Here is a 22,288-nt window from a genome sequence, read left to right as displayed (position 1 = left end):
CAAATTATTCAGAATTCAGGTCCAGAATTTTTAGGAGATTTCGTGTATTGAGGTTGATCGTCTGGCGGCTTATTGGGCCACGGAATATTGACGCCCAGTGTTTGCGCCCACCCTGCAAGTAACATAGTTGTTCCTGTAGCGACACGCAATGCGTCTTCGGCATCAGTACGATCGTAAGCCCCTCGCACTGAAGACCCCAGAGGCAAGGATTCCGGGTATCTTGGGGCAATGTAATACCGGTCCAGCCGATTGGGGGCCAAACGGGAAATCTCTGCGTTTTCCGGCAGCAAGCCACGCAGGTTTTCCAAAGAATGCTCTTTGGGATAAGCTTTTCCGGCTGCGATGAGAAAGCCTTTCATGGCTTTTTCTGCCGACTGCTGGGCAAAAAAACAGGCCAGACTATAGATATTGCGATCCATGAGCGCTTGCACGGCTTCCAAATCGGTAAATGCGGCATCGAACCACTGCCGACTTCTTTCCAGGTTCTCAGACGCGCTCATGAACCAGTATTCCTTCTTCCCGGATGGTTTTCATCCAGCTCCCCTTCCATCCTTCGACCACTTCTCGTGTCGTCCATGGAATGATGTCACAAGGCAGATTAAAACCTTGCTTTCTGGCTTCTTCCAGGACGTTCAGCACAATGTCCTGGCGGTCCAGAAAGCGAATCGTGCGGAATTTGTCGTCTGTCTCGACAAAAACATCCATGTCGGAATCCTCTGAAGCATCCAGTCGTGCCGTGGAACCGAATATCCAGATTCGTCTGGCCTGAAATGCGTTGGCAAGCAGGGGGATCAGGGTTTCCCGCGCTTTCGCCATGCGCAGCAGAGACAGGTCTTTAGCATGTTCTCGGATTTCCACTTTTCGATTTGCCAACCAAGTATTCATGGAAATACAGTTTAACACCAGAAGACGGAATTACCTAAGCGTTACCATGCAGACCGATCTATCAGCAGACTCATGGAGTAACCCGCGTTACACCCGAGCCATGAGCATCAATCTCCTAACTGTTCTTAAGCTGCACGTCTTGCCACTTTCCTGCGAATGTCGTCCTGAGCATCCAGGGACGCAACCATCTCACCACCAGCATTTGAAAGGCGTGCCAAATCTGATCGCGGCATAGAACTCTGATCGGCGAAAATCAACACTGAATCAAACTCCACCTTCGCTCGAAGTAAGCGTTCCAAGACGATGGTGGCTAGCCTGGCTTTATCTCTGTTTGGAATCCCAAAGACGAAAAGCGGCGCAAATTTTCCTTCAATTCGAAAATCAATCGGGTAGTCTTCGGCATTCTGCATGTTGGAATAAACATAGTCCTTCTGGATTTTTTCAGGATCGACAATCTGACCCAGTATTTCAGTCAAGTCCTCATAAAATGATGACTCAGATCGAGTCCTGTTTAAAAATGTGAGATCATAAATGCTAGCAAGTGTTTGGGAAAGTCGAAAAATTGCAGGACCTAATCGATCAGGCGATGTATCCAAAAAAATCTGGCCTTCGTCTTCGCCAGCGCCGCCATTGGCTAGCACTTGCTCAAATAGCTTCCCACGGGTTCCCTGATGAAACTTGTCTATATCACTTTACGTAACTCAGATGCATCAACGTGTGACCGGCATCTGTAAGACGCAAAATTCCACCAGGACGTTCTTCAAGGTAAAGTACAAATGGATCACCGTCGGGAAATGAGAACGGCGTATTTACCATTGTATGACCATTGCGCTTAAGCAGGCGAACGTCTGAGCACATATGGGAGCAGAGGTTCGATTGAATTTTTTCGATGTCAATGCTCATTCGAATAGGTCCGGATAATCCCGTTCAGTGGTAATCCCGGTTATGTTGCAGTCAGACACGAGATCATGAAAAGCACCTGAAATTGAGCGGTAGCGATCAGTTGGCTCAGCAAATCCCTCAGGTTTGAGATTTGCACGAATATACCGCTCCGTAGCTCGATGAATATGGCATCGAAATTCAATTACTGTTCCTTTGATGCGGTTCTGGTGTGGATGACTTGATCCGTTATAACGAACGAGCGTCATGGTTTCACCACTTGGCATGTGCCACGCGAGGCCACAAGAGAAATCATCTTTCACTCGCTTGTTCTGACGCCAGTACAAGTTGAATTCGTATCCATCTGAGCTTACAACGCGAAAATTCTTCTGTATGTGCGACGCCTTGTCTGCTTCACGCACATTCGGATTCGTAACCTGCTTGCGTCTCGTCAGTAGTTCAGCAATCATGGCGTCATTCACAGATTCCATAGTCACGGATTCTATACCTGATAAATCTGGTTCCTAAAATCATGGTAATTCTTACATATCCCGGTAGTTTCCAAACCAACCCCGAGCATCACTCATATTGATTATCGGGTTCCGCAGCCACATGGGTCAAGGCCCTCACTGGCAGCACTACCGGTTCGTAAGCAACTTTTTGACATCCTCATCATTCACGCGCGCTCCACTCCATGCTCTCCGCTTCCGCGTTCTGTTGGGTGTCCGATGACGCTCTGACCGCCTGGAATTGCCGGAAAATGGTTTCCGTCAATTCCAGCAAACTTTTCTGATCCATGGCCGTGACAATGGGACGATCCTTGGGATCGGGCATGAGCACCTTGTCTGCAGGCACGGATGGGGGATCACCCGGATAGGGTTCCTGGGTCACGGAATCCAGGGGTGCGGGCACCGTTTCCGCCGTTTTCTGATCTCCGTAAATCTGCTCCAGGTGCAATATCGCGCCGTGGGAAATTCGCCATTCCGGAAGCTTCGGCCAGGGGAAATAAGCCGACGCAATGCTCAGATATTTTCCTTCAAAGGTCAGAAACATCTGCCCGGATTTCTGCGCCGGAAGCTCCTCGGCATTCACCCGGTCCACGCGCTCCACAATGTCACTCTTGTCTGCATACCGGGAGGGCAGCATACCGGAGGATATTTTGTAATACTGGATGCGTTTCATCCATGCCTTGCCGATACTCTTGACAGCAAACTCGATGGATTTTTCGTCTTGCAGCTTCATGAAGCCCTTGAAGCCTGTGCAGGAATCAATCGCGGCAGCGCCCAGCTTGGATTTCTCGGTCAGACGCGGCAAATCCTGCGAACCTTCCAGTACCGACATACCCAAGGACCGGCCCTGCGCCAATATATCTTCCTCACCCTCGACCATGTAAGACGCTTTTTCGTCATACGTCAGGCTGTAGGGATGATCCGCATCAGTGACGCGCACATCCACCGGTTCATCCACCCCCTTGCTGATCTGGTTGCCCAGCAAACGGGCCAGCATCATTTTGTTGCCGGCGACGATGATCTTGCCCAGAATTTCGAGATCGGACGGGGGTTTTTCCAGTGACGGCAGGATGGTGACGACAATGCGACGGTTGAGCGCCACGTCGTCCCAATCCAGTTCGGAATACTGTGTTCCGAAGATATGCCCGAAACTGTCCGACATGGAGTTCAGTGCCCGGATCAATTGCATGGTCACAAAACCATGCTGCTTGTTTTCTTCCTCCGAACCCGGCACCTGGGGCATTTGCTGCACAGCCTGCACATTGGCCGGATCGTTGGCATAATCCGGCGGCGGCGTGTCCTTGTAACCCGGCAGATTGTTCAGGTAGGTACGGATCGGGTCGATGGCGCGATCGGGAATGTCGGGGAAAGTCCGTTCCCGGCCGTCGATTTTCAGCTTCTTGTGACGCAAATCCTTGACGGCCGGCAGCGTGATATATTCACGCAGCGTGTTGGTGGACAACTGGAAATTGTGATGATCGCGCATGTACACCAGCGGTGTCAGAATCGCCTCGATGAAACTCACGGTGCGTTCATGCCAGATCTTGTTGTCCCCTTCGGGCGCCTTTCCCAACAGACTCTTGATCAGGCCGGATACCGTGTTGAGGCTGCCCGAAGCCATCAGATTGATCGTGATGCTCTGGCGCTCGATGGGCTTGTCCCACAAGGTGACATCGCCTGTGGTGTAGTTGACCAGCAACAGATCGTCCTCGCGCCCGGCCAGCCATGCCATCGCACAGATCATGTGCCAGGTGACAATATCGCCCTTGCCGTCCACCAGGGTGAAACCGGAACCCATCACCAGAAAAGACCACAAAAAACCCAATATGGTCTGCGTCTTGCCCGCGCCGGTCGTTCCCAGCAGAAACGCATGGGCGCGCAGCATGGCATTGGTCAGAAAAACTGGCATTCCCCATTGCTTGCCGCGACGCACCGTACCTATCCAGGCGATGCCACCGGCCTTTTCGTATCCGCCGCTCATGCCCGGTTTCCGGTTGTTGTAGTCCAATCCGCCTTCCACAATGGGTTTGGCTACCGGGTAAATCGCTTTACGGGAATAGGAGGGCAAAATCAGCAGAGACATGGGTAACGCCAGCAGATCGGCATAACCGGCCAGATGTCCGAAAAAAGCGGGCAGTACATTGGGCAGGATCAGGGTGAACAGCAGCGACGGAAACGCGAACACCCAGAAAACGAGGGGGCCGCCCTGAAACAGAGGTGCGAATTTGCGCTCGACATGAAACTGGTCATCATCCCGAAAGACCTGCCCATGCAATAATTCGTTAGTGTCCGCTGACATAATTTTGCCACTCCCGTGATTTTTGCCACTGGGTTTCTTCCAGCGCGTCCCACAATCCGCTTTTGACGAATGGTGTCTGGATCACCTCTACCGGTCCATTTTGACGCAGCTCGCAATGCCATTGGACCAAACCCGGCAACCCCTCCGGATGGGGGCGCGGCAAGCCCAGACCATGCAGGGCATACCACAAGGCCCGATCCTGGTATTTCAGCCAGACAAACCAGTTGGGGGGTACGATTTCCTTTTTCCGGGCATCCTGCAACGCCGAAAGCAGGATGCAGACCTCATAAGCATGTTTTTTCCGGTACGCCTTGAATTTTTCGACGTCTCCGTCGGTTAATGCGGTGTGTTTGCGAATGACCTTGTTCCCGCGCCACGCATATTGTTTCAGGATGTCGCTGGTATGCGGATTGACCAGCGCGTGAAACAGGGCATTGCGTTCCGGCGTTGAAAATCCTTCGCGTCCCGCTCTCGCGCCCACCTGTTTTTGGGTCCACTGTTCCACTGCCGCATCCTGCAAGACCCATTGCCCGGATGCATTTTTGACGAAGGCTCCGGCGCGCAACAGGATGGTCAGCGGATGCAATGGCCAGTCGCTGGTTTTTTCATGACGCTGCACCAGTCCCGCCAGCACGGCCGAAAGTGACCGTCTTTTCGGTATCCGGAATTTGTTTTTGAGCGCGGCGGAACGCTGGCGAATCACCGGGAGCATCCACGGATAGTGTTTACTCATGTACAGGGCCAGATCCCAGGGTTTCAAAAAAGTTTTTTTCAGATGCTTGCGGCGATTCCACAAAGGCAACGCCAGGGCGGTGGGTAGCAGGGACCAGAAAACCGGCCACGCCTGAAACTTGCCGATGGACAGGTGGCGATCCAGAAAATGATTGAACGCATAAGCTTTGTTCCAGGAAATTTTGGGGATACGATGCTGCTGCAGATAGGACCACAGCGCATGACCGATGAATCCTTGTTGAAACCATGCCGGATCGGTTTTTTTCAATACCCACAAATCCACCAGCCGCATGACTTTCCAGTACCCGATGATGATGTCCTTGCCGAAAAAATACAGGGCAAGCATGGCACCGATGCCCAGGATGAACATCAGGAAAAAATCATCATCACTGGAACTGTTTTGTTGTTGATCGCTATTGCCGGACACGCTGCTCTCCGTAATGAATATGCCACGCGGCGCGATAGACTTTTTGCGCAAAAGGCAGTCCGTACACCGGATTCCGCGATTGATACCACGCCACGCCCAGCCAGAAGTTGTGCGCGTTGTGGATTTCCTGCCGGAGAATCCATGCGCCGGTAAACACCGAAGCGCAGTTGTGCCATTGCACGGTGTGCATGTGCCAGCCCATGCGATGCAGACGATTCCGCCAGACGCTGTTGATCTGCATCAGGCCATGATCCGCCGTCCCGTTCTTATCGACGATGCGCGCGCCTTTCCATCCGCCTTCCACCTTGGCAATGGCCTGCAGAATCAGGACCGGCTCATGAAACCATATCGCCGCCGCGTTTTCGCAGAGATTGACCGGGATCATGAAACATTCTCCAGCAACTGACACATGCGATGGGCATAGTACCAGTGCGCGCCCACGAAAAGCCCCGCGCCTGTCGAACCGATGACGGCCAGCATGTCGGGATAAATCACGGCATCCATGATCAGAAAAGCCAAAACGAGGATGCCGATAAGGGCGTTCTGGTGTTCCATGCGCTTCCAGTAATGGAGACGTTTTTCCCGGTCTTCCGGTGACAGGTTGCGAATGGGCACCCGGTTTTTCGTGATACGGGTTTCCCGTATTTTTCGTATCCACCCGGAAGTCAGGGAAAAACTGGCGAACGGGTTTTTAGGCAGAAAAAAGCGTGCGCGACTGCGTAATGACATTCCAGGTTTCCTCTTTTGCCGAAAAAGCTGAAAAATGGTGATCTGATCTTTCCGATTTCCACAGTTCCACGGGTGCCGTGAGATAAAAACCCAACTCCAGTGGCGGAACCAGCCAGAAAATTGGAATATCCATCCGTGCATTCAAAAGGCGTTCCTTTTCCCAGGTCAGCCATTGATCCAGGTGAATGCGTTGGGGATTGATGCGTCGCATCAACCGCAGGGCCATGTCCAGTGCTGTAAGAGCGATCAGGGATTCTGGGCGCACGTATTCATCAAAAACCACTTCCCGTCCATCTTCCACGAATCGGCAACGGGTCAAATGCGGAAAACGGGCAACCATGCGATAGAAGGTGGCGGCGAATGCGTCATCGAGCAAATCTTTCGACGGTCCGGTGACGTTGCAGTAATGCAGGACGCTCATGGGGTAAATTCCTGTTCGGTGGATGGTACCTGCTGTTCTTTCGTTGTTTGCAAGGACTGCACCGTCTGCTGGTAGGCGGGATGTTTTTCGCTGGGAGTCACCACCGGATGTGCCGCCTGATATTCGGAACGGGATATGCCGTATGCCTGCAAGACGGTGTGCAGACGGTCCATATCCAACTGGCGGCCAGTGATGAACTGTTCCGGCGCAATACCGGCCTGAGTCAGCGCGCGCAAGATGCTGTCCATGTCGTATTCGGGCTTTTCTACCTGGGAACGGGGAATACCCAGAGCGGACAGCGCATTGAGCGCCTTGTCCTCATGAATTCTGGAGGACCATTCGGTACGGATGCTTCCCATGCTGGTTTCTGACGGAATTTTCGGCCAGCTTTCCGGGTCGCTGCCCATACGGGTTTGCAGATCCTGCTGCTTTTCCCGGATTTGCGTTTCCAGCGCATTTTTCATGGCTTCCATTCGGGAAATTTCCTGCACGTCCCGTGTAATTTCCGGGGTCAGCTCGACTTTGGTCACGACTCTCGGCGCGGCTTGGGGAACCTGTCCGTTTTCGATCATGCTGGCCATGACTTCCGCCTGTTTGCGCATGGCATCGGCCTTACCGGGGACCTCTGTCACATCGCGGATCAGGACGTTCTGACGGCTGGCATCGAAATAGGCGATGTTCATATGTATGGGTAAGCGTTCGTTGGTGAAATGCGCTTGCAGGATGCTGCCGACCCAGGACTTGCAAGCATGAATCTGTGACAGTGTGTCATGGCTGTCCTGATGTGGAACCTGACGCGGTGTTTTCGTCAGGATGATCCTGGCGCTGCGATCCGTCGGATCAAAAAGTACCAGTGGCGGTTGCAAATCCACCAGGGGATGACGGGAGAACAGGTAATTTTGCGATGCCATGATGTCCATGACCGCGTGGAAAGGTTCCATGTTCATGGTTTGCATGACCATTTGCATCACCTGATTTTCCAGCACATAGTGGCGTATGGTGTCATTGGTCGGCTCCGCAGGCAGGTGTTGCAACAACATGCGCATGGTTCCGGTTCTGGGATGATCGATCATTTCCGTAATATTGGTTCGGTTGATGGTCATGGTCTGGCGGATCATGTCCATCAACAGGTTTTTATGCTGCCATTGTTCCGCCAGGGCTGGATCGCGCCGGAAATAGGGTTGCATCATGTTCAGCGTTTTGTTGCGCACGATGATCGCCTGTTCAATCCACTGCCGTTTATGCTGTTCGGTAATGATCTGCGGATTCTTGAGAAAAGCATTGACCTGGGCCATTGCCTGCTGTTCTTCTTCGTTCATGGGATGAATCACCTCTCGTTGCCAAATGGGTGTGGGAACCTGCACCAATGGTGCCGCATCTTCAATAGCTGCACCTTGCGTTTCTGTGACGCCTGTTGCTGTCGGCATTGTGTCGGGCGTCACCGGAGATGCTTCGGATGATGATGTTGATTCAGGGACAGCCGGAGACGGCGGCCATGCGGTAACAGGTGCAGGATTTCTTGTGCCCCCCGTTTGCTGATTATTGACGCCACTTGCGTACTGGCTCCATGGGTTTTCAGCAGGTGCAGTGGATGCGGCTGGTGCGGAAACCCTATTGACTTCCTGCGTAGCCGCCCAGACGTCGATGAGTTCCGCCTGCCATTTTTGCGCTCTGGATTGCGCTGCCTGCAAAGCCTGTTCATAGGTTATGCCGGCTTTCAGCACCTTGGGAATTTCCCAACCGTCCTGCAAGATGGCCACCAGCTTCCAGCGCGCCGGAGATTTTCCGCTATTCGGCTTCCAGGACCGTTCTTGCGCATCGAGCGGCAGCAACTTGATCTGGACGATCCGGTCATCCGGGCCGATTTCTCCTTTTTCACCGGGTTTGGTCGCTGCCATTTCTGTCGGGTTTTCCGTGGGGGATTTTCCGACTGTCGTATCCGCAGATAATTTCTCCAGACGCTGAAGAAAATCGGGCTGATCCAGTACGGCATTGTTGTTCAGTCCCGGCCAATGGGATTCGGATACGGCCAGGTGCATCAACAGAAAAGACAGGCCGGTCAGAGCATCTTCGTCACGTCCATGCTGTGCAAGATTCACACGAGTTGCCTTGTTGCTGTCGCTCAGACTGTTCACCAGAAAATCCACGCCCAGCTTCCAGTAGTCACGGTCCCAATCGGCGGACAGGCTGACCAGCATTTCCCGCAAGGATTCCAGAGAAACCGATGCCGCCCAGGACTGCCCCGCTTCCGGCAGCCGTTCCGGGTGCTCACTCAAACCGCGCAGATATTCCGCAAGCGCGGGAAGTATCTCCGGGGTTTCCGCCAATGATTTCCAGTCCATGTTCACCTCCTGCCCCCTTGGTGCCGCAGTCATGCTGACGGCAGTCATGCTGACGGCAGTGCTGCGCACGGCATCAGTGCTGCGCACGGCAGTGCTGCGTACGGCATTGGTCACGGTTTCACCCGGGTTGGGCATGTCCGTGTCGATAACGGCGGTTGTTTCTGGTGGATCAAAAGCCTGCTGATCCGGATTCCACCGCGCCATTTCCTGCCATGCCGGAGAAAGCGCGGTCTTCGGGTGCGGGCTGACCCAGAAATCGGGAGACAGATAACGGTCGACCAGCATGTCCCGGTCCTCTGAACGCTGCGTGTCCAACAGGTAGGGAACTCCCGGCTTGCTCATCGCCATCCACGGATCGAACAGCACATGATCGCCCACCAACAGGAACACATGCCGGGATTCCGGGTCACCGTTGTAAAAGCGCAGTTCCCGCAGTTCGGCATCCTGGGCCACCAGATCGCTTTTCCGTACGGACCACACCTGTACCGGGACCGTGCTCAAGGCTCCAGATTCCAGAGCGGCCAGCACATAATTCACAGAGGACGTTTCCTGGGAGACATCCAGTGAGAGACCCTGGGCAACCAGATCATTCAACAAGGGCGGAATATCCACGGATGATTGAGTGGGAAAAATCATCGACCATTGTTGCAACCGCTGCCAGTCTGCATTTGCTCGCGGATCAGGGGATGCTTCCTGCAAGGGGGATGCTTCCTGCAAGGGGTTTGTTATGCCCTGCAAGGGGTTGCCCCCCTGCAAGGGGGATGTCAGCAAATCTCCAAACTGTTCCTTGAGGTCACTGACGATCTTTTCCGCCTGTTGCACGAGGTCGTCAGAGTGTTGACGGGGTATATTATTATTATATCCCCTGCCAACAGTTGAATCTTCCAAAGAACCAATGGGTTGCTGACCGCCCAAATCCTGCATGGGCCTTGCCGCCTGTCCGGGTTCTGCGTCCTGCAAGTCTGCCGACTGCAAGTCTGCTGTTTGTGCGGGTTGGTTATTCAGCAGGGTGAATGTACTGTTCACCAGCCACAGAGCGCGGTCCAGTGTATTTACGCTACCGATGAAGCGGGGACTGGATTCACCGGAGACGATGCCATACAGAGAGTAATCGTTCTGGGTATTTCGCATCAACTGCAGGGCGGTTACGCCTTCCAGGCGATCTGGTCGATCCCATCGGGTTTCCAGACGGGCTGCGTCATAACCAAAGTACACGGGGTTTTTTGCGCCAACCTTATGATTGAGCCAGTCCTGGGCCAACTGATCAGCGCCAGAGGTCCAGCCCATGTTTTGCTGCCCTTTCAGGTGCGTCTTGAGCTTTTTGATGCCCTGGGCATAGGCTTTTGCAAAGGTATCATAATGGGTATCGCGGACATTGGGCACGGCTGAGGCGATGGTATTCCCATCACGATAGCTCAATGCCGGTATGTAACCCTGTTTATCCCGCGCAATGAGCAGCGCCACATGATTGTTTCCATCATTGAAACGCAAACCGACGTAGCGGTCGAAATTGCCGAGTGATGCAGGCGCTTCCACAGCCATTTCATCCTGCTGCATATCCTCCGGCCAGCGCGGGACAGGCGGTAATGGGTTGGGCATCTGTTGCGCCGACAAGGATTCAGGCATGTACCAGACGGGAAAGTCTTGCAGGCCGTAAGGCGCATTGAACAGGATGTTACGCTGTTTTTCCGGAAAATCTTCCGCAATGCGTTGGATGAATTTCAGCCACGCATCGAGATCGTGCATATCCACGCGCTGGGCGTATTCCGGCGCATTTTTTTCGTTCGTGAAATCATAACCATCCCCCTGCTTGCGGAGTTCGGCCACGAGGCTTCGTTCTTCGTCATCATGATGCAGTGTGACCATCCAGTCATGAGGCCCGCGATGCGCGTGATGTTCCCAGAAAATTATCAATTGCTGATTCCCTTCCAGGCGTTCCATGATCTCGCCAAAGGCTTCCTTGTAAGGCGGTTCCCGCAAGAGTTCGCTTTCCTTGGCCAGATGGTGCCGGTCGCCATCGGCGCGTTGTGTGACGCCTTCCAGTAATTTGCCGGCGATTTTGACAAAGCCCTTTTCCACTGCGTTGCTGGCATATTTGCGTCGCAGTTTTTCCACTATTTCCTCACGTGCGGCGGTGTGCGCTTCCAGGAATGTGGCGAATGCGGGTGATCTTACCCCAGGCAGGTAACTGCTGCCTGGGCCTTCCGTGGAGAAACGGTAACGTCCCTGCGCATCCCGCGCGATGTTCACGATCACCTTGTCGAAAATGCTTTTCCCCGCTGACCATTCCGCAGAATAGGCGGGAACAGAAAACACGCCGTGCTCATTGGGATAACTGACGGGAAGCTGCATATTCCATAATGGCGAAAGCATATCGGGTGGCGCCACTTTCCAGTCCGGAAGATCGGGCTTTTCCGATGCACTTGTCGGCGCATAATCGCCATCATCTTCTTCATCTTCTGGATCGTCGCTTTCGGTTTCCGATGCAACTGTCTTTGTTTCCGGCTTTTCTGGTTCAACGCGAGCATCCGTGTTTTCCGGTGCGGCAACCTTGGTATCTCCGGTGTCCATAGCGGTTTCCGGTTCGGACGCTTCAACCGTGGTGGCAGCCTCACTCAAGGGTCCGGTATTCACGTCGATGCCCAGATCGTGCGCCAGACGCATCACTTTCTGCATGGCTGGCACAAAACGATTTTCCGGATCGAATTGCCCTTTGACCAGGGTCATGATCAATGGTCTGAACTGTTTCTCGACGATACGCAATCCTTGCGTTTCTTCCGGCTTGCACAATGCCGGATGATGGGAAGCGCGACCGGCCCTGTTGGTTTCCGTGTTCAATCGCATGACACTGTGACCCTCTTCCCGCGCCATGTGCATCAGCACGGCTTGCAGCGTCATGACTTCCCCGTTGAAACGCGCGGATCGGCTGCCATAAGCATTCCAGATGTCCACGATCTGTGTGACTTGTGCCTCGCGTTCCCGCGCTTTTTGCTGTTCCGCATCCATGTCGGCACGCTGTTCCGGGGAAATACCCGCCCACTCATCCAGTTGCACCAATCGCTGCTTTTGCGTCTTGCCGAGCTGGATACCCGTCATGACCTCAAAAACCTCCTGGCTGGCGGGGTTGCTCCCCGGCATGGGGTTCGCACCCTGCAAGGGATTCATACTGTTATACCCGATGGCGCGGCGAATGGCGTCGATGTTTTTTTGCTGCACATCGAAAACGATAGGTGGCGTGGATGCCTCGTTATCGTCACGCGGGATGCCATGCTTTTGAAAAATGGCACGCGCAACGGCTTTTATGTCGGCATTTTCCGGGGGATTCGCCAAGAATGCCGCGCCCTGTTCCTGTACGACCTTTTTGTATTGCGCTTCCACATTCCGACGCAAATCCGCAAAAGCCTGATATAGTGCATCCAACGTGTCCTGCTTGTGCGGAAAGGCCGACGTCTCCACGATCATGCCGTTTTTGTGCAAGGATAGTTTCAACTCATCGTAAGCGGTTCGTGCAGCATCAGGCTTTTTATCGTATTCGCGCAACGCATCCGAATAGTGCATCAACACCTGATGATAGGTGTCTTTATCCACCACTTGCTCCTCTACGCGAACGGCCAGCATTTCCGCCAGAAGCGGTTTGCCTGCCTCATCGGCAACCTGCATGTCGCGTACTTTCGCCTGGAGTTGCGTCATCGCATCGAGAACGACGGGAACCCGTGTTTTGAGATGGTCGATCCAGTCGCTCAACGCATTGACCGGATCGGCATCTTTTAATTCAATGATGGAACGTCCGTCCAACATCCAATATGCCGAATGATGGGGTTTGGCGGATACCGCATCCGTGTCGATGAAGTATCCGATATTGATGGCTATGGCCTGTTGTGCATCGACAATCCATCGGCCCGTCACTTCCGGCGTGGGAGAAACCCCGCGCATGTCCACGGTTACGTCAGAAACCTGATGGTCCAAAAGGATCTGTGCATCTTTCATCGCCTGACGATATTGCACTTGATACGCCCGGGTAGCTTTATCAAAAGATCGTGAAAGGAATTGGGCTTTCCCTTGATCGTCCACGGTGTAAATATCTATCTCTTTTGCACCATGAAGCACGTCATCCCGGTTGATTTCCGGCTGAATACGGATCGTTTTGCCACGCAACGCGGATATTCTGGATAGGTCGTCGCGTTGCGAGGCAAATCCACCGGCTGAAAAAAGATGGGATTGCACCCAATCATCCACCAAAGGATGCTGATACCATTGATCGTTCATGCAAATAAAGGCGTGATCCGGGCTGAGTCCGCCGAAAAACCCCTCCAGCGGTTTTTCCGCATCCATTTCCGTGAATGTGCCCGCAAACGGGAGACTGGCGGTAACAGGAATGGAAGTTTCCCGTAGTACCTGGACGGTTTCAGGATGTGTTTTGCGGATGGTTTCCGCTATGTTGTCCGCATTTTCCGTTGTCGCTGCCTGTGTTGCGTCGGTCGGTTCTGATGATGGCAACGGATATTTTTCCGCAAAATCTGGAGAATGCGCAGCATCCCATACGCGCTGACCGATATGCCGACGATAATCGGTCATTCCTTCACGACCTTGCAGAATGTTTTTTGCCATTGCTTTTGTGCTGGCAGACATTTGTGGATCGTCCATAACAAACAGCAATGACTCTGAAATGGCGCTGGATACATGACCCAACATAAACAGTCTGAAATCATTGCCCGGATTTTGCGCTTGCGCCACCACATCAGGATACACACGCAAAATGCGATTCACGATCATGGTGTCGAAAACGGCCTTGTCGTCATCCTGCACAGGTTGAGATTCAGCAGGTTCAGCAGGTTTAACGGAGACTGTTACCGGCGTTTCCATATTCAGTCTGGCTTCGTTTTCCGTGCGACGCACACTCATTTCGGCATCCAGCTTTTGCAAGGCGTTTACATGCAAGACGTTTTCAAGCTGTTGTCGACGAATGATGTAAACCGGATGCTTGATGCTTTTGTGAATGTCTCCGTTTTTGTTAAACAGCGGAAGATCAGTCAACGATGATCCCACTACAGCAATAATGTCATTTGCATTGACTACCTGATCGAAGTTTCGCGCATAGCGTGAAAACTCATGGTTTTCAATTTTAAGCAAGAAGTCTGCATCGAGTGCATCCAGATACGGTTGACGTTCAGCCAGTGGTTGATTCTTGTTGTCTGCAAAAACAGTCACAGCAACGGGCAGTCCGTACTTCCCTCGTAAATCATGAATCAGGTTTTTTGTCTTTTCCTGTTGATCCTGGATGATTTGTTCTGCATCGGGAACATCCTTTTCTGGAATGTGTATGGTCAACAGCACATGCAAAGCCTGCCGCCCTTCCAGTTGCATGACGCGGTCGATATCAGAACCGGAAAAAACCGTTGAAGTCATGACGCTGACAGGCCCACCTTCTCCTCTGGAAGAAAACCGGGCACCGATACTGGAAACAAAACGCAACAAGCGGGCATCTTCCATCTTTTTCAGCAACGGATACAGGTATTCCAGTTTCTGTTCGGGGAACCTGGACAATGACAGACTGTTGATGATGCCGGACGTCTCGTTTTCCATGTTGACGTATCCGGTAATTTCGGACTGTTCAGGGTTATCACTGGCATACCCAACAACCGTTTCTGAATGCTTGGAAGTATTGGCATCGTAAGGTTCGCTCTTTTTGATGGATATGTTGCGCAGACCGATTTGCTGGAATTTCTCACGCAAGACCTCTGACGGATGATCCATTTTTGCGGTCAAATCCACTTCGCGCATGGTCGTTGTGACTTCTGGCGTTTCCGCCTGTTCTGGAGTGTTATCCAGATACCCTACTCCGGCCAGATAAGCGGGTTTACTGGCATCATCGGGTACGGCCAACACTCCCGCGCGTGTCGGGATGATACGGGTTGTCGTTACGTTCGGTTTCATCGCATCATCGGTGTTATCGTGCGCTTGTGTGTCTTTACCCATGTTTTCCATTGTCCGGGTGTCGTCGGTGAATGTGACCGATTCCGTAGGAATACCAGCATCCCGCAGGTCCGCCAGCAGTGGGCCGGGTTCGTGACCGACGACCAGTATCGGTGCATCTTCACGCGCCTCGCGCAGATCCACACGGCCCAAACGGGCATTGCCATTCTGGTCAATATGCAGACCATATCCCGTTATTCCGTCCGCATTCATACCGGTGATGAACCAGTGCTGGCCATTGTTTTCCGAACGCAGAACGATCCCTGCACGGCCATCCAGTCTTTGCTTTTCGGCCTCGGATACGGGCAATGGCGCTTGCAGCCATGTATCCAGCCTCGACCAGCGTATGTTCATCAATTCCCGGTCTGCCAGTGATCCTTGCTCCCAGAAATCCTGCCACTGCTGCAACTGTTCAGTGCCTACCCAGGCTTTGATGGTTTCAGGAATGACCATATCGGGAGAAAGGTCATCCTGATTTTCCAGAGAAACTCCCTCAGACAGACGGTTTTCATGGGCATTGATCGCAAGATTCACCATATCCTGTGCAAATTCGGCAGCCGGAGTGTGCATATCATCCGGTTTTTTCAGATGAAAAAGCTCATTGCCGTTTCGCAAGGCTATCTGGTATCCCCAGGACACATTGTTACCGCCCGTCACTTGAGCATTCGGAAAAATCTTGATGCCTTCATGATCGAAATGACTGAAAGACGTCCCGGACCAATGCCAGCCGGCATTTGTCAAGGCATTGGCTATCCACTGTGCCCGCAAGTCAATCAGGTGATCCAGTTGGTCCTGATAGGTTTTTTGCAAATCCGGGCTGGCGGCAACAGCATCCCATCCCCCGGCGCTTTCCAGGGTTTCCACGGCGCTTTGGTAGGTCGGCCCCTCTTGCGCGAGTTCCGATAGTCCGGCCTTGGCAACATCCGGAATTTGCGGGGTTGCACCCAGCAATGGGGTTGCACCCAGCAATGGGGCTGCACCCTGCGAAGGGGTTTGCTCCCCGCTAAGGGTTTGCTCCCCGCCAGGGGTTGCACTCGGCGCTGTCTGACGGGCAGGATGATCATAGGCATCCAGATCGGACCGGGAAACCGCGACAGCCAAGTCGTCCATAAGGATGACCTTTTCCAGATCGTCATCGCGTTCCCGGCCATCGACCAGTACGGCGCTTTCCGGCAGGGGCATATCCAGATATTGATTGATGGCGTCCAATGACATGACGGCCTGGGAAAAACCCTGCGATCGCAGGGACCGGAACAGATCATCCAGCGTGCGATGATTTTTTACAGCTTCATCCAGCAAGGATTGCACATCTTCCACGGGTTGTGACGATGGGGGACTCAATGTTTCGGTGGATGGCGCTGTTTGCATTTCCGGCGTGTCATCACGCAGCAGTTCCGGGTATTTTTCTCGTTTCAAATCCCGCAGGGATCGCGGAGTGAAGTGATAATCCAGCTCCGCATTGAACCGGGTCAGTTCCTCGATATTGATATAGCCCAGTTCCGGTTCGCCTTCTCCCAGGTCAACTAGTCCGAATGCCTGTGTCTGGCGTTGATCGTCAGGACCATTGCCCATGTCTTTCTCGATGATGTACCAGTCGGCATTGCCGCGAAAATAATGCAGGCTTACCAGTGCATCATCCCCCTGCCCGTCCGTTTGATAGGTATGCGGCATCGCCTGGATGACCTGTTCCAGTTCTCGCAGCTTTTCGCTGAAAAATGCCTGTTCTTCGCTGCGCAAACCGGCTTCTGTCGCCTGCCGCTGGCTGTCTGACAAAAAGCCCCGAATGGAGGGAGGAATGGTCCGTAAAAGCGGTGGGTTTTCCATGACGATCTCCTGAGAATCTTTCGTGGAATGAGACGTAGGCGCTGACGCTTCGCCAATGGCATTGCTGCCTGCAAGGGCTTCGCGGCCTGCAAAGGCTTCGCGGCCTGCAAAGGCATTGGGACTTGCAACATCTGTGGTTTCGACGGTAACAGACTTCCCGCTAGTGGCCTCGTTGCTTGTCAGGGCATTGCGGTCGGCATGACCTATGCGGTCGGCATGACCTACGCGGTGGTCGGCAAGAGTGTCCTCTGCAAGAGAGACGTCCGCAGGACTTTTGCTGTCTGTAGGACCTACGCGGTCTGCAAGACCTACGCGGTCTGCAAGACTGTTGTGGTCTGCAAGACTGCTGTCCGCAGGAGCGTCGTTCGCAGGAGATTTGCTGTCCGCAGGACTGGGACTGTTGAACAGATCATCGAACAGGCTGGCCTGTTGACCGCTGCCCGGCAATGGGAAATCCGAAAAGAACGGGGCACTGGTTGAGGACCATGGACTTTCCGTCGCCTGTTCTTCCGGCCTTTCCGGTTCCTGCAAGCCGATGCGGGATTTCAGGACGGTTTCATCGACCGTCAGGGCTTCCGCATCTTTTTCCTTTATTTCTTCTGCTTCCGCATCGTCCTCCGGTTCTTCGATGACTTCCTTCTGGCTTTCCGTGACCAACCCCAATTGTTCACGCAGGGCTTCCCGTTTTTTGGCGCTGACGCCCAGACGTTCCAGTACCGACAAGGCGTTTTCCGTCAAGGGCGGGCGCGAAAAGGCGTTGATCATGTCCTGCACAAAAGATTTCGCCTGCTGGTTGGCTTCTTTTTCCTGTTCCTTGGTGTGCATCAACTTTTCGACCGTTGTCGTTTCTCCCGTATCCGGGTTCGTTTCCTGCACTGCCTGCAAGGTTTTTTTCATGTCCTGCAAAAACAATCCGGTCAGACGCTCTTCCAGGTTATCCAGCTTGCGGATTTTCAGGCGCAAAAGACGGCTGGCCAATTGGTGTTGCTGCTGAATCGTCTGAAGTTCTTCCTCCTGGCCAAAGGGTTCCGCATGTTCACCCTTGTGAATGATGGTCTGATAGGTTTTTTCCCGGTCATGGATCGAGGATTCAAAAGCGGCGGCGTCCAGCATGTTTTCCAGACGGGCCATGAAATTCACGTTTTTGTAAGGATCGAATTCCGTGCTGCGAAGATGCGTCTCCGGAATATGCTGCATATTCGGCAGATACATTTCGATGGTCATGTTTCCATTGGTGAATCTTTGCTCCAGTTCAACGATGAAACCACCGATGAACCCGATGCGCTCATGAGAACTTATGGTGGAATTGTTCAGATTTTCGACACCTTTTTTGAACTGTGCCATCAAAAACTTTTTCGTAACCAGCCGTTCGCGTCCTGACTGGCCCCAGGGGATGAATGCCGGCTCTTTTGCCTTTGCCTCTTTCGCCTCCAGGGTCAGCATGTCGGGATTTTCATTATTGCGATCTGCAGAATTTACGTCGTCCGCAGGACCGCCGTCTGCAAGACTGCCGTGCGCAGCACTGCTGTCCGCAGGACCTTTGCTGTCCGCAGGACCTTTGAGAGTTGCTTGCAAGGCGTTGATTTGCGTGATCACTTCCGGCATGTTGGGAAGTACATAGCTGTTCAGTTCCACGAGTTTTTCGCGGGCATCGGTAGCCCGGCGCAGAGCTTGTTGCTGTTCCTCGCGGAATCCTCTTTTCAGGCTTTCCAGTCGCCTGACCTGTGCGCGCAAGGGGACTTCCAGCATGAGCACTTCGTGACCGGATGCCTGGGCTTTGACAGCAGCGGGATCAATGGCCTGGGTGTCGGGATCGGTGATGCTTTGGCGCGTACCATCATAATAACGTACCTGATCGATGAATTTTTTCTTGGTTTCCAGAATCTGCCACAGTCCCGCGTCACTGGAATTTTCGGTGACGTAATAGGAAATCCCCACCCGAAAGGATTTTCCATATTTTTTCAGCAGGAGATTGCCCTGGCGAAGAATACGGCCATTGCGTTGTTCCACATCGGTCGGGCGGTACGGCGCATCCAGATGATGCTCGTGGACCAGACGATCCTGCACATTCATGCCCGGCCCCATCTTGGCCGTCGAACCGATCATGACGCGCACCTTGCCGGCCCGGACCGCATCGAACAGGTCTTCTTTCTTCTCATCCGTATCCGCATCATGAATAAAGGCGATTTCTTCCTGCGGTATGCCCAGGTTCACCAGCAGACGGCGCAATTTTTCATAGGCCACAAAGGACGCTGATGCCTGCCCTCCCGACAAAAACTGTTTGCGCGCTTCCTGAATTTCATCACGGGTATATTTTTCCAGCAGCTTTTCCAGGGCGCTTTCCGCATCCTGTTGGGCCTTTTCCGGGGCATCGGGATGCTCTCCGGCAATGATTTTCGCCAGATGCTTTTCCAACGCGTTCTGTTCTTTCTGGCTACGCTTGCTGGGTGTGGAGAAATCGAGATACACGAGTTGTGTTCCGCGATCTTCGGCCCATTCGTCATAGACCGCTTTGACATTTTTCGCGCAGATGCCCAACTTTCCGGTTTCCTCGCCTTCTTCCGGCACATAGGATGGATCAAAGGCCCGCGCATCCAGTCCGGCCTTGCGCAGGTCATTGATGATGACCAGCACATTGTCCTCTCCGGGACCGGGATGACTGGGCAGGTGATCCAGTCGGTATAAAATACTGCCTTCGGCATATTCCGGTTCGCCGGTCAGTTCGTCATAGCCGACCTCTTCACCGATGATCTGACGCTGTGCCGGCGTCATGGGGCAGACCACGATCTCCGCCTTGCCGCCCTTGATCTTCGGAATCGGCAGCGCACGTTGATGCTGTTCCTTTAGCAATCGTGCGATGTCTTTCTGGCTGATGACGTCGGCATAGTCCCGATACATCCCCACCAGTTCCGGCAGATTGTCGAAGGTGGACAGGGTTTGCAGGCTTTTGAAACGGCCGGTCAGGGTAAAGGCGAATTCTTCCTCGACCTGGGCAAACAGGCTGACCCAGGCATCAAAGGTGTATATCCCTTTTTCTTCCAGTTTTTCCGGCGCCAGATATTTTTGCAGCAGATACATTTCCGCCACGGTATTGGAGATGGGAGTTCCGGTCAGGAATACGACGCCTGACCCCACATCCCGACATTGCGAGACCTTGATCATCATGTTCTCGGCCTTGATGGAGCCTGCCGGGTTTCCCAGCCCCCGCACATTCTGCAAGCTGGTGTTGTACGGGACATTCTTGTAGTTGTGGCTTTCATCCACGACCAGCAGATCAAAACCGATTTCCGAGAAGTTCAGGCATCCCTCATCGCGGGATTCATTGGCCTTGGCGTGCATATTTTCGATCTTCGCGCGCAGGTCCTGGACTTTTCGTTCCATGCGCTTGACGCTTACCCCTTCCATACTGATCTTGCCGCGCAGAAAGTTTTCCGCCGCGTCAATTTCCCGATGCAGATAGGTTTCGTAAAACTCCGCGTCAATCGGAATCCGGTCGAAACTGGAATGCGCAACGATGACGGCATCCACGTCGTTGTAAGCGGCCTTGGCCAGAAAAACCTGCCGCTGGTTTTTTGCCATGTCGCCTTTTTCCGCTACCAGCAGGCGGGCATCGGGATACAGGCGTAACCAGTCCTTGGTCCATTGGCCCACCAGATGATTGGGAACCACGACCAAGGGTTTTTGCGACTGTCCGGTACGGCGCTTTTCCATGACGCCGGCAATGGCCGCAAAGGTCTTGCCTGCGCCCACCACATGATCCAGCAGCACACTTTTGGACTGCATGATGCGCCAGACCGCATTCTTTTGATGCGGCCGCAGGCGAATATTCGGATTGGAACCGGGAAGATGGAGATGCCGCCCATCATAGGATCGGGTCCGGTAGGTGTTCATCAGATCGTTATATCGATCTTCCAGCAGCTTCACCCGATCCGGGTCGGTAAAAATCCAGTCGTGCCACGCATGTTTGATGCGCTCTCCCTTTTCCACGGCCATGGACGTCGCTTCCACATTGACGACGAGCTTGCCGTCATCGGTCTTGTCCATGACCTTGATGCTGCGGTGGTTGTGCAGGTCCATCAACAAATCGGACAGGCTCTTGCGGTCCGTACTGTATTCCGGTGGCTGCCCCAGGCATTGAACGAACCATTCTCCGGTGATGGTGTTTTTCCGAACCTGGGATTGGATGCCGCCCAGATGGGTGACGAAATCGGCCACCACGTTTTCGGGCAACCAGAACGCGCCGATGTGGATGGTGCGTTCCAGAATGTCGATCCGGGGAGGACGGTGCGCTTCCAGAATCCGTATCTCCGATTCCCATGCGCCGGGTGTATCGGATTGTTCCTGGGCGTCACGCAGCATCTGGATTTTCTGGTCGATATTACCGGACAGCCATTGGCTGCGTTCTTCCCAATGACCGTCGGGTGCTATGAAGGCCAGCGCGTCTTCCCGGCCGATTTTCAGTTCCCGGTGAATGGTTTCCAGGGATTTCCCGGTCAGGGATTGCAGACGGGCGGGATTCACCTGCCCGGATTCCGAGAGGGATACCATCATGGCATCCACGGCGCTTTCGACGTGTTCCACCTGTTGGATGGGATATTGGGTGCGACGGGCGAAAATCTCTGACCGGACCACTTTCTCCGGGCTGCGCGGAATGCCATATTTCCGGGATATTCCTGGTGTCACTTCCGGCGTGTATTCGATTTCCAGTCCGGACAGCAATGCCCATGCCGGATCGTCGCGCATGAGCGAGGCATTGACCTGACGGCGCAGCGCGTGATAACGCTTTACGAAACGGTCATAGTCCTGCCGCAGTTTCCGGCGCAGGGCATCCATTTCCGGGGTCTGACGGCGTTCTTCGGTACGCTGCAGGTCCGAAAGCTCCAGGAGCGTGTCCCGCAGACCGATCATGCCGGCCAGCCGTTGAATGTTGCCGGCGGCGCGGCTGGGGGGAAAGGTCACGAGTTCCCATCGGGTTTCGATGGTCCGGTCCAGATAATGGACCGTGTCGGGGAAACGCATCCCGATCAGCGGTTGATTTTCAGTGGCGAACAGCGGCGAGCTGACCGGGGCGGGAATTTGTTCGCCTGGATAGGGTGTTTTGGCACTGTTGTGCCGCCAGACTTCCAGCGCGGCCTTGCGGACCTGTTGAGGCACCACGAACAGGCTGTAGGGCGTTACCCGGTATCCCATTTCTTCTGCGGACAGGACAGGATAGGGACGTTTTTCCTCTGCGGGGGGCGTCCGGTCCAGATTTTCCAGAATGCCGGG

Annotated in this window: 11 protein-coding genes and 1 pseudogene; all 12 read right to left on the bottom strand. The window is 53.7% G+C overall.

Annotated elements, in window-relative coordinates; genetic code table 11:
* Window positions 1-8 precede the first annotated feature (8 nt).
* A complete protein-coding gene (locus ACJU26_RS05745; RefSeq protein ID WP_414041562.1) occupies window positions 9-500 on the bottom strand; it encodes a HEPN domain-containing protein in 492 nt (163 codons plus the stop codon).
* The gene (locus ACJU26_RS05740; RefSeq protein WP_414041561.1) at window positions 487-873 is read right to left on the bottom strand and encodes a nucleotidyltransferase family protein; all 387 of its coding nucleotides are present in this window, start codon (window positions 871-873) and stop codon (window positions 487-489) included. Before ACJU26_RS05740 ends, ACJU26_RS05745 begins: the two co-directional genes overlap by 14 nt.
* 137 nt (window positions 874-1,010) lie before the next feature.
* Entirely contained in the window at window positions 1,011-1,361 is a 351-nt protein-coding gene (locus tag ACJU26_RS05735; protein WP_414041560.1) for a hypothetical protein, read from the bottom strand.
* A gap of 66 nt (window positions 1,362-1,427) precedes the next feature.
* Window positions 1,428-1,571 (bottom strand): annotated as a pseudogene (locus ACJU26_RS05730) (DUF1828 domain-containing protein); the annotation flags it as partial.
* A gap of 1 nt (window position 1,572) precedes the next feature.
* Window positions 1,573-1,701, bottom strand: a complete 129-nt coding sequence (locus ACJU26_RS05725) for a DUF1828 domain-containing protein (protein ID WP_414041937.1) — start codon at window positions 1,699-1,701, stop codon at window positions 1,573-1,575.
* A gap of 83 nt (window positions 1,702-1,784) precedes the next feature.
* Window positions 1,785-2,261, bottom strand: coding sequence for a hypothetical protein (locus tag ACJU26_RS05720; protein WP_414041559.1), 477 nt, complete (start codon window positions 2,259-2,261; stop codon window positions 1,785-1,787).
* A gap of 175 nt (window positions 2,262-2,436) precedes the next feature.
* Window positions 2,437-4,572 (bottom strand): hypothetical protein, encoded by a 2,136-nt coding sequence (locus tag ACJU26_RS05715; protein ID WP_414041558.1) that lies wholly within the window; start codon window positions 4,570-4,572, stop codon window positions 2,437-2,439.
* A complete protein-coding gene (locus ACJU26_RS05710) occupies window positions 4,556-5,731 on the bottom strand; it encodes a hypothetical protein (RefSeq protein WP_414041557.1) in 1,176 nt (391 codons plus the stop codon). Before ACJU26_RS05710 ends, ACJU26_RS05715 begins: the two co-directional genes overlap by 17 nt.
* Complete coding sequence (locus tag ACJU26_RS05705) at window positions 5,718-6,116, bottom strand: lytic transglycosylase domain-containing protein (RefSeq protein WP_414041556.1); 399 nt, start codon at window positions 6,114-6,116, stop codon at window positions 5,718-5,720. The genes ACJU26_RS05710 and ACJU26_RS05705 overlap by 14 nt, the downstream gene beginning before the upstream one ends.
* Window positions 6,113-6,460: a hypothetical protein gene (locus tag ACJU26_RS05700; protein WP_414041555.1), complete on the bottom strand. Its 348-nt coding sequence runs from the start codon at window positions 6,458-6,460 to the stop codon at window positions 6,113-6,115. Before ACJU26_RS05700 ends, ACJU26_RS05705 begins: the two co-directional genes overlap by 4 nt.
* Entirely contained in the window at window positions 6,423-6,881 is a 459-nt protein-coding gene (locus ACJU26_RS05695; RefSeq protein WP_414041554.1) for a hypothetical protein, read from the bottom strand. Before ACJU26_RS05695 ends, ACJU26_RS05700 begins: the two co-directional genes overlap by 38 nt.
* The gene (locus tag ACJU26_RS05690; RefSeq protein ID WP_414041936.1) at window positions 6,878-20,911 is read right to left on the bottom strand and encodes an SNF2-related protein; all 14,034 of its coding nucleotides are present in this window, start codon (window positions 20,909-20,911) and stop codon (window positions 6,878-6,880) included. Before ACJU26_RS05690 ends, ACJU26_RS05695 begins: the two co-directional genes overlap by 4 nt.
* Between the last annotated feature and the right edge of the window lie 1,377 nt (window positions 20,912-22,288).

The sequence above is a fragment of the Acidithiobacillus sp. M4-SHS-6 genome (assembly GCF_047421495.1).
Classification (GTDB): domain Bacteria; phylum Pseudomonadota; class Gammaproteobacteria; order Acidithiobacillales; family Acidithiobacillaceae; genus Acidithiobacillus.
The sequence above is the reverse complement of the archived record's forward strand: the minus strand, read 5'-3'. Positions and strand labels throughout refer to the sequence as shown.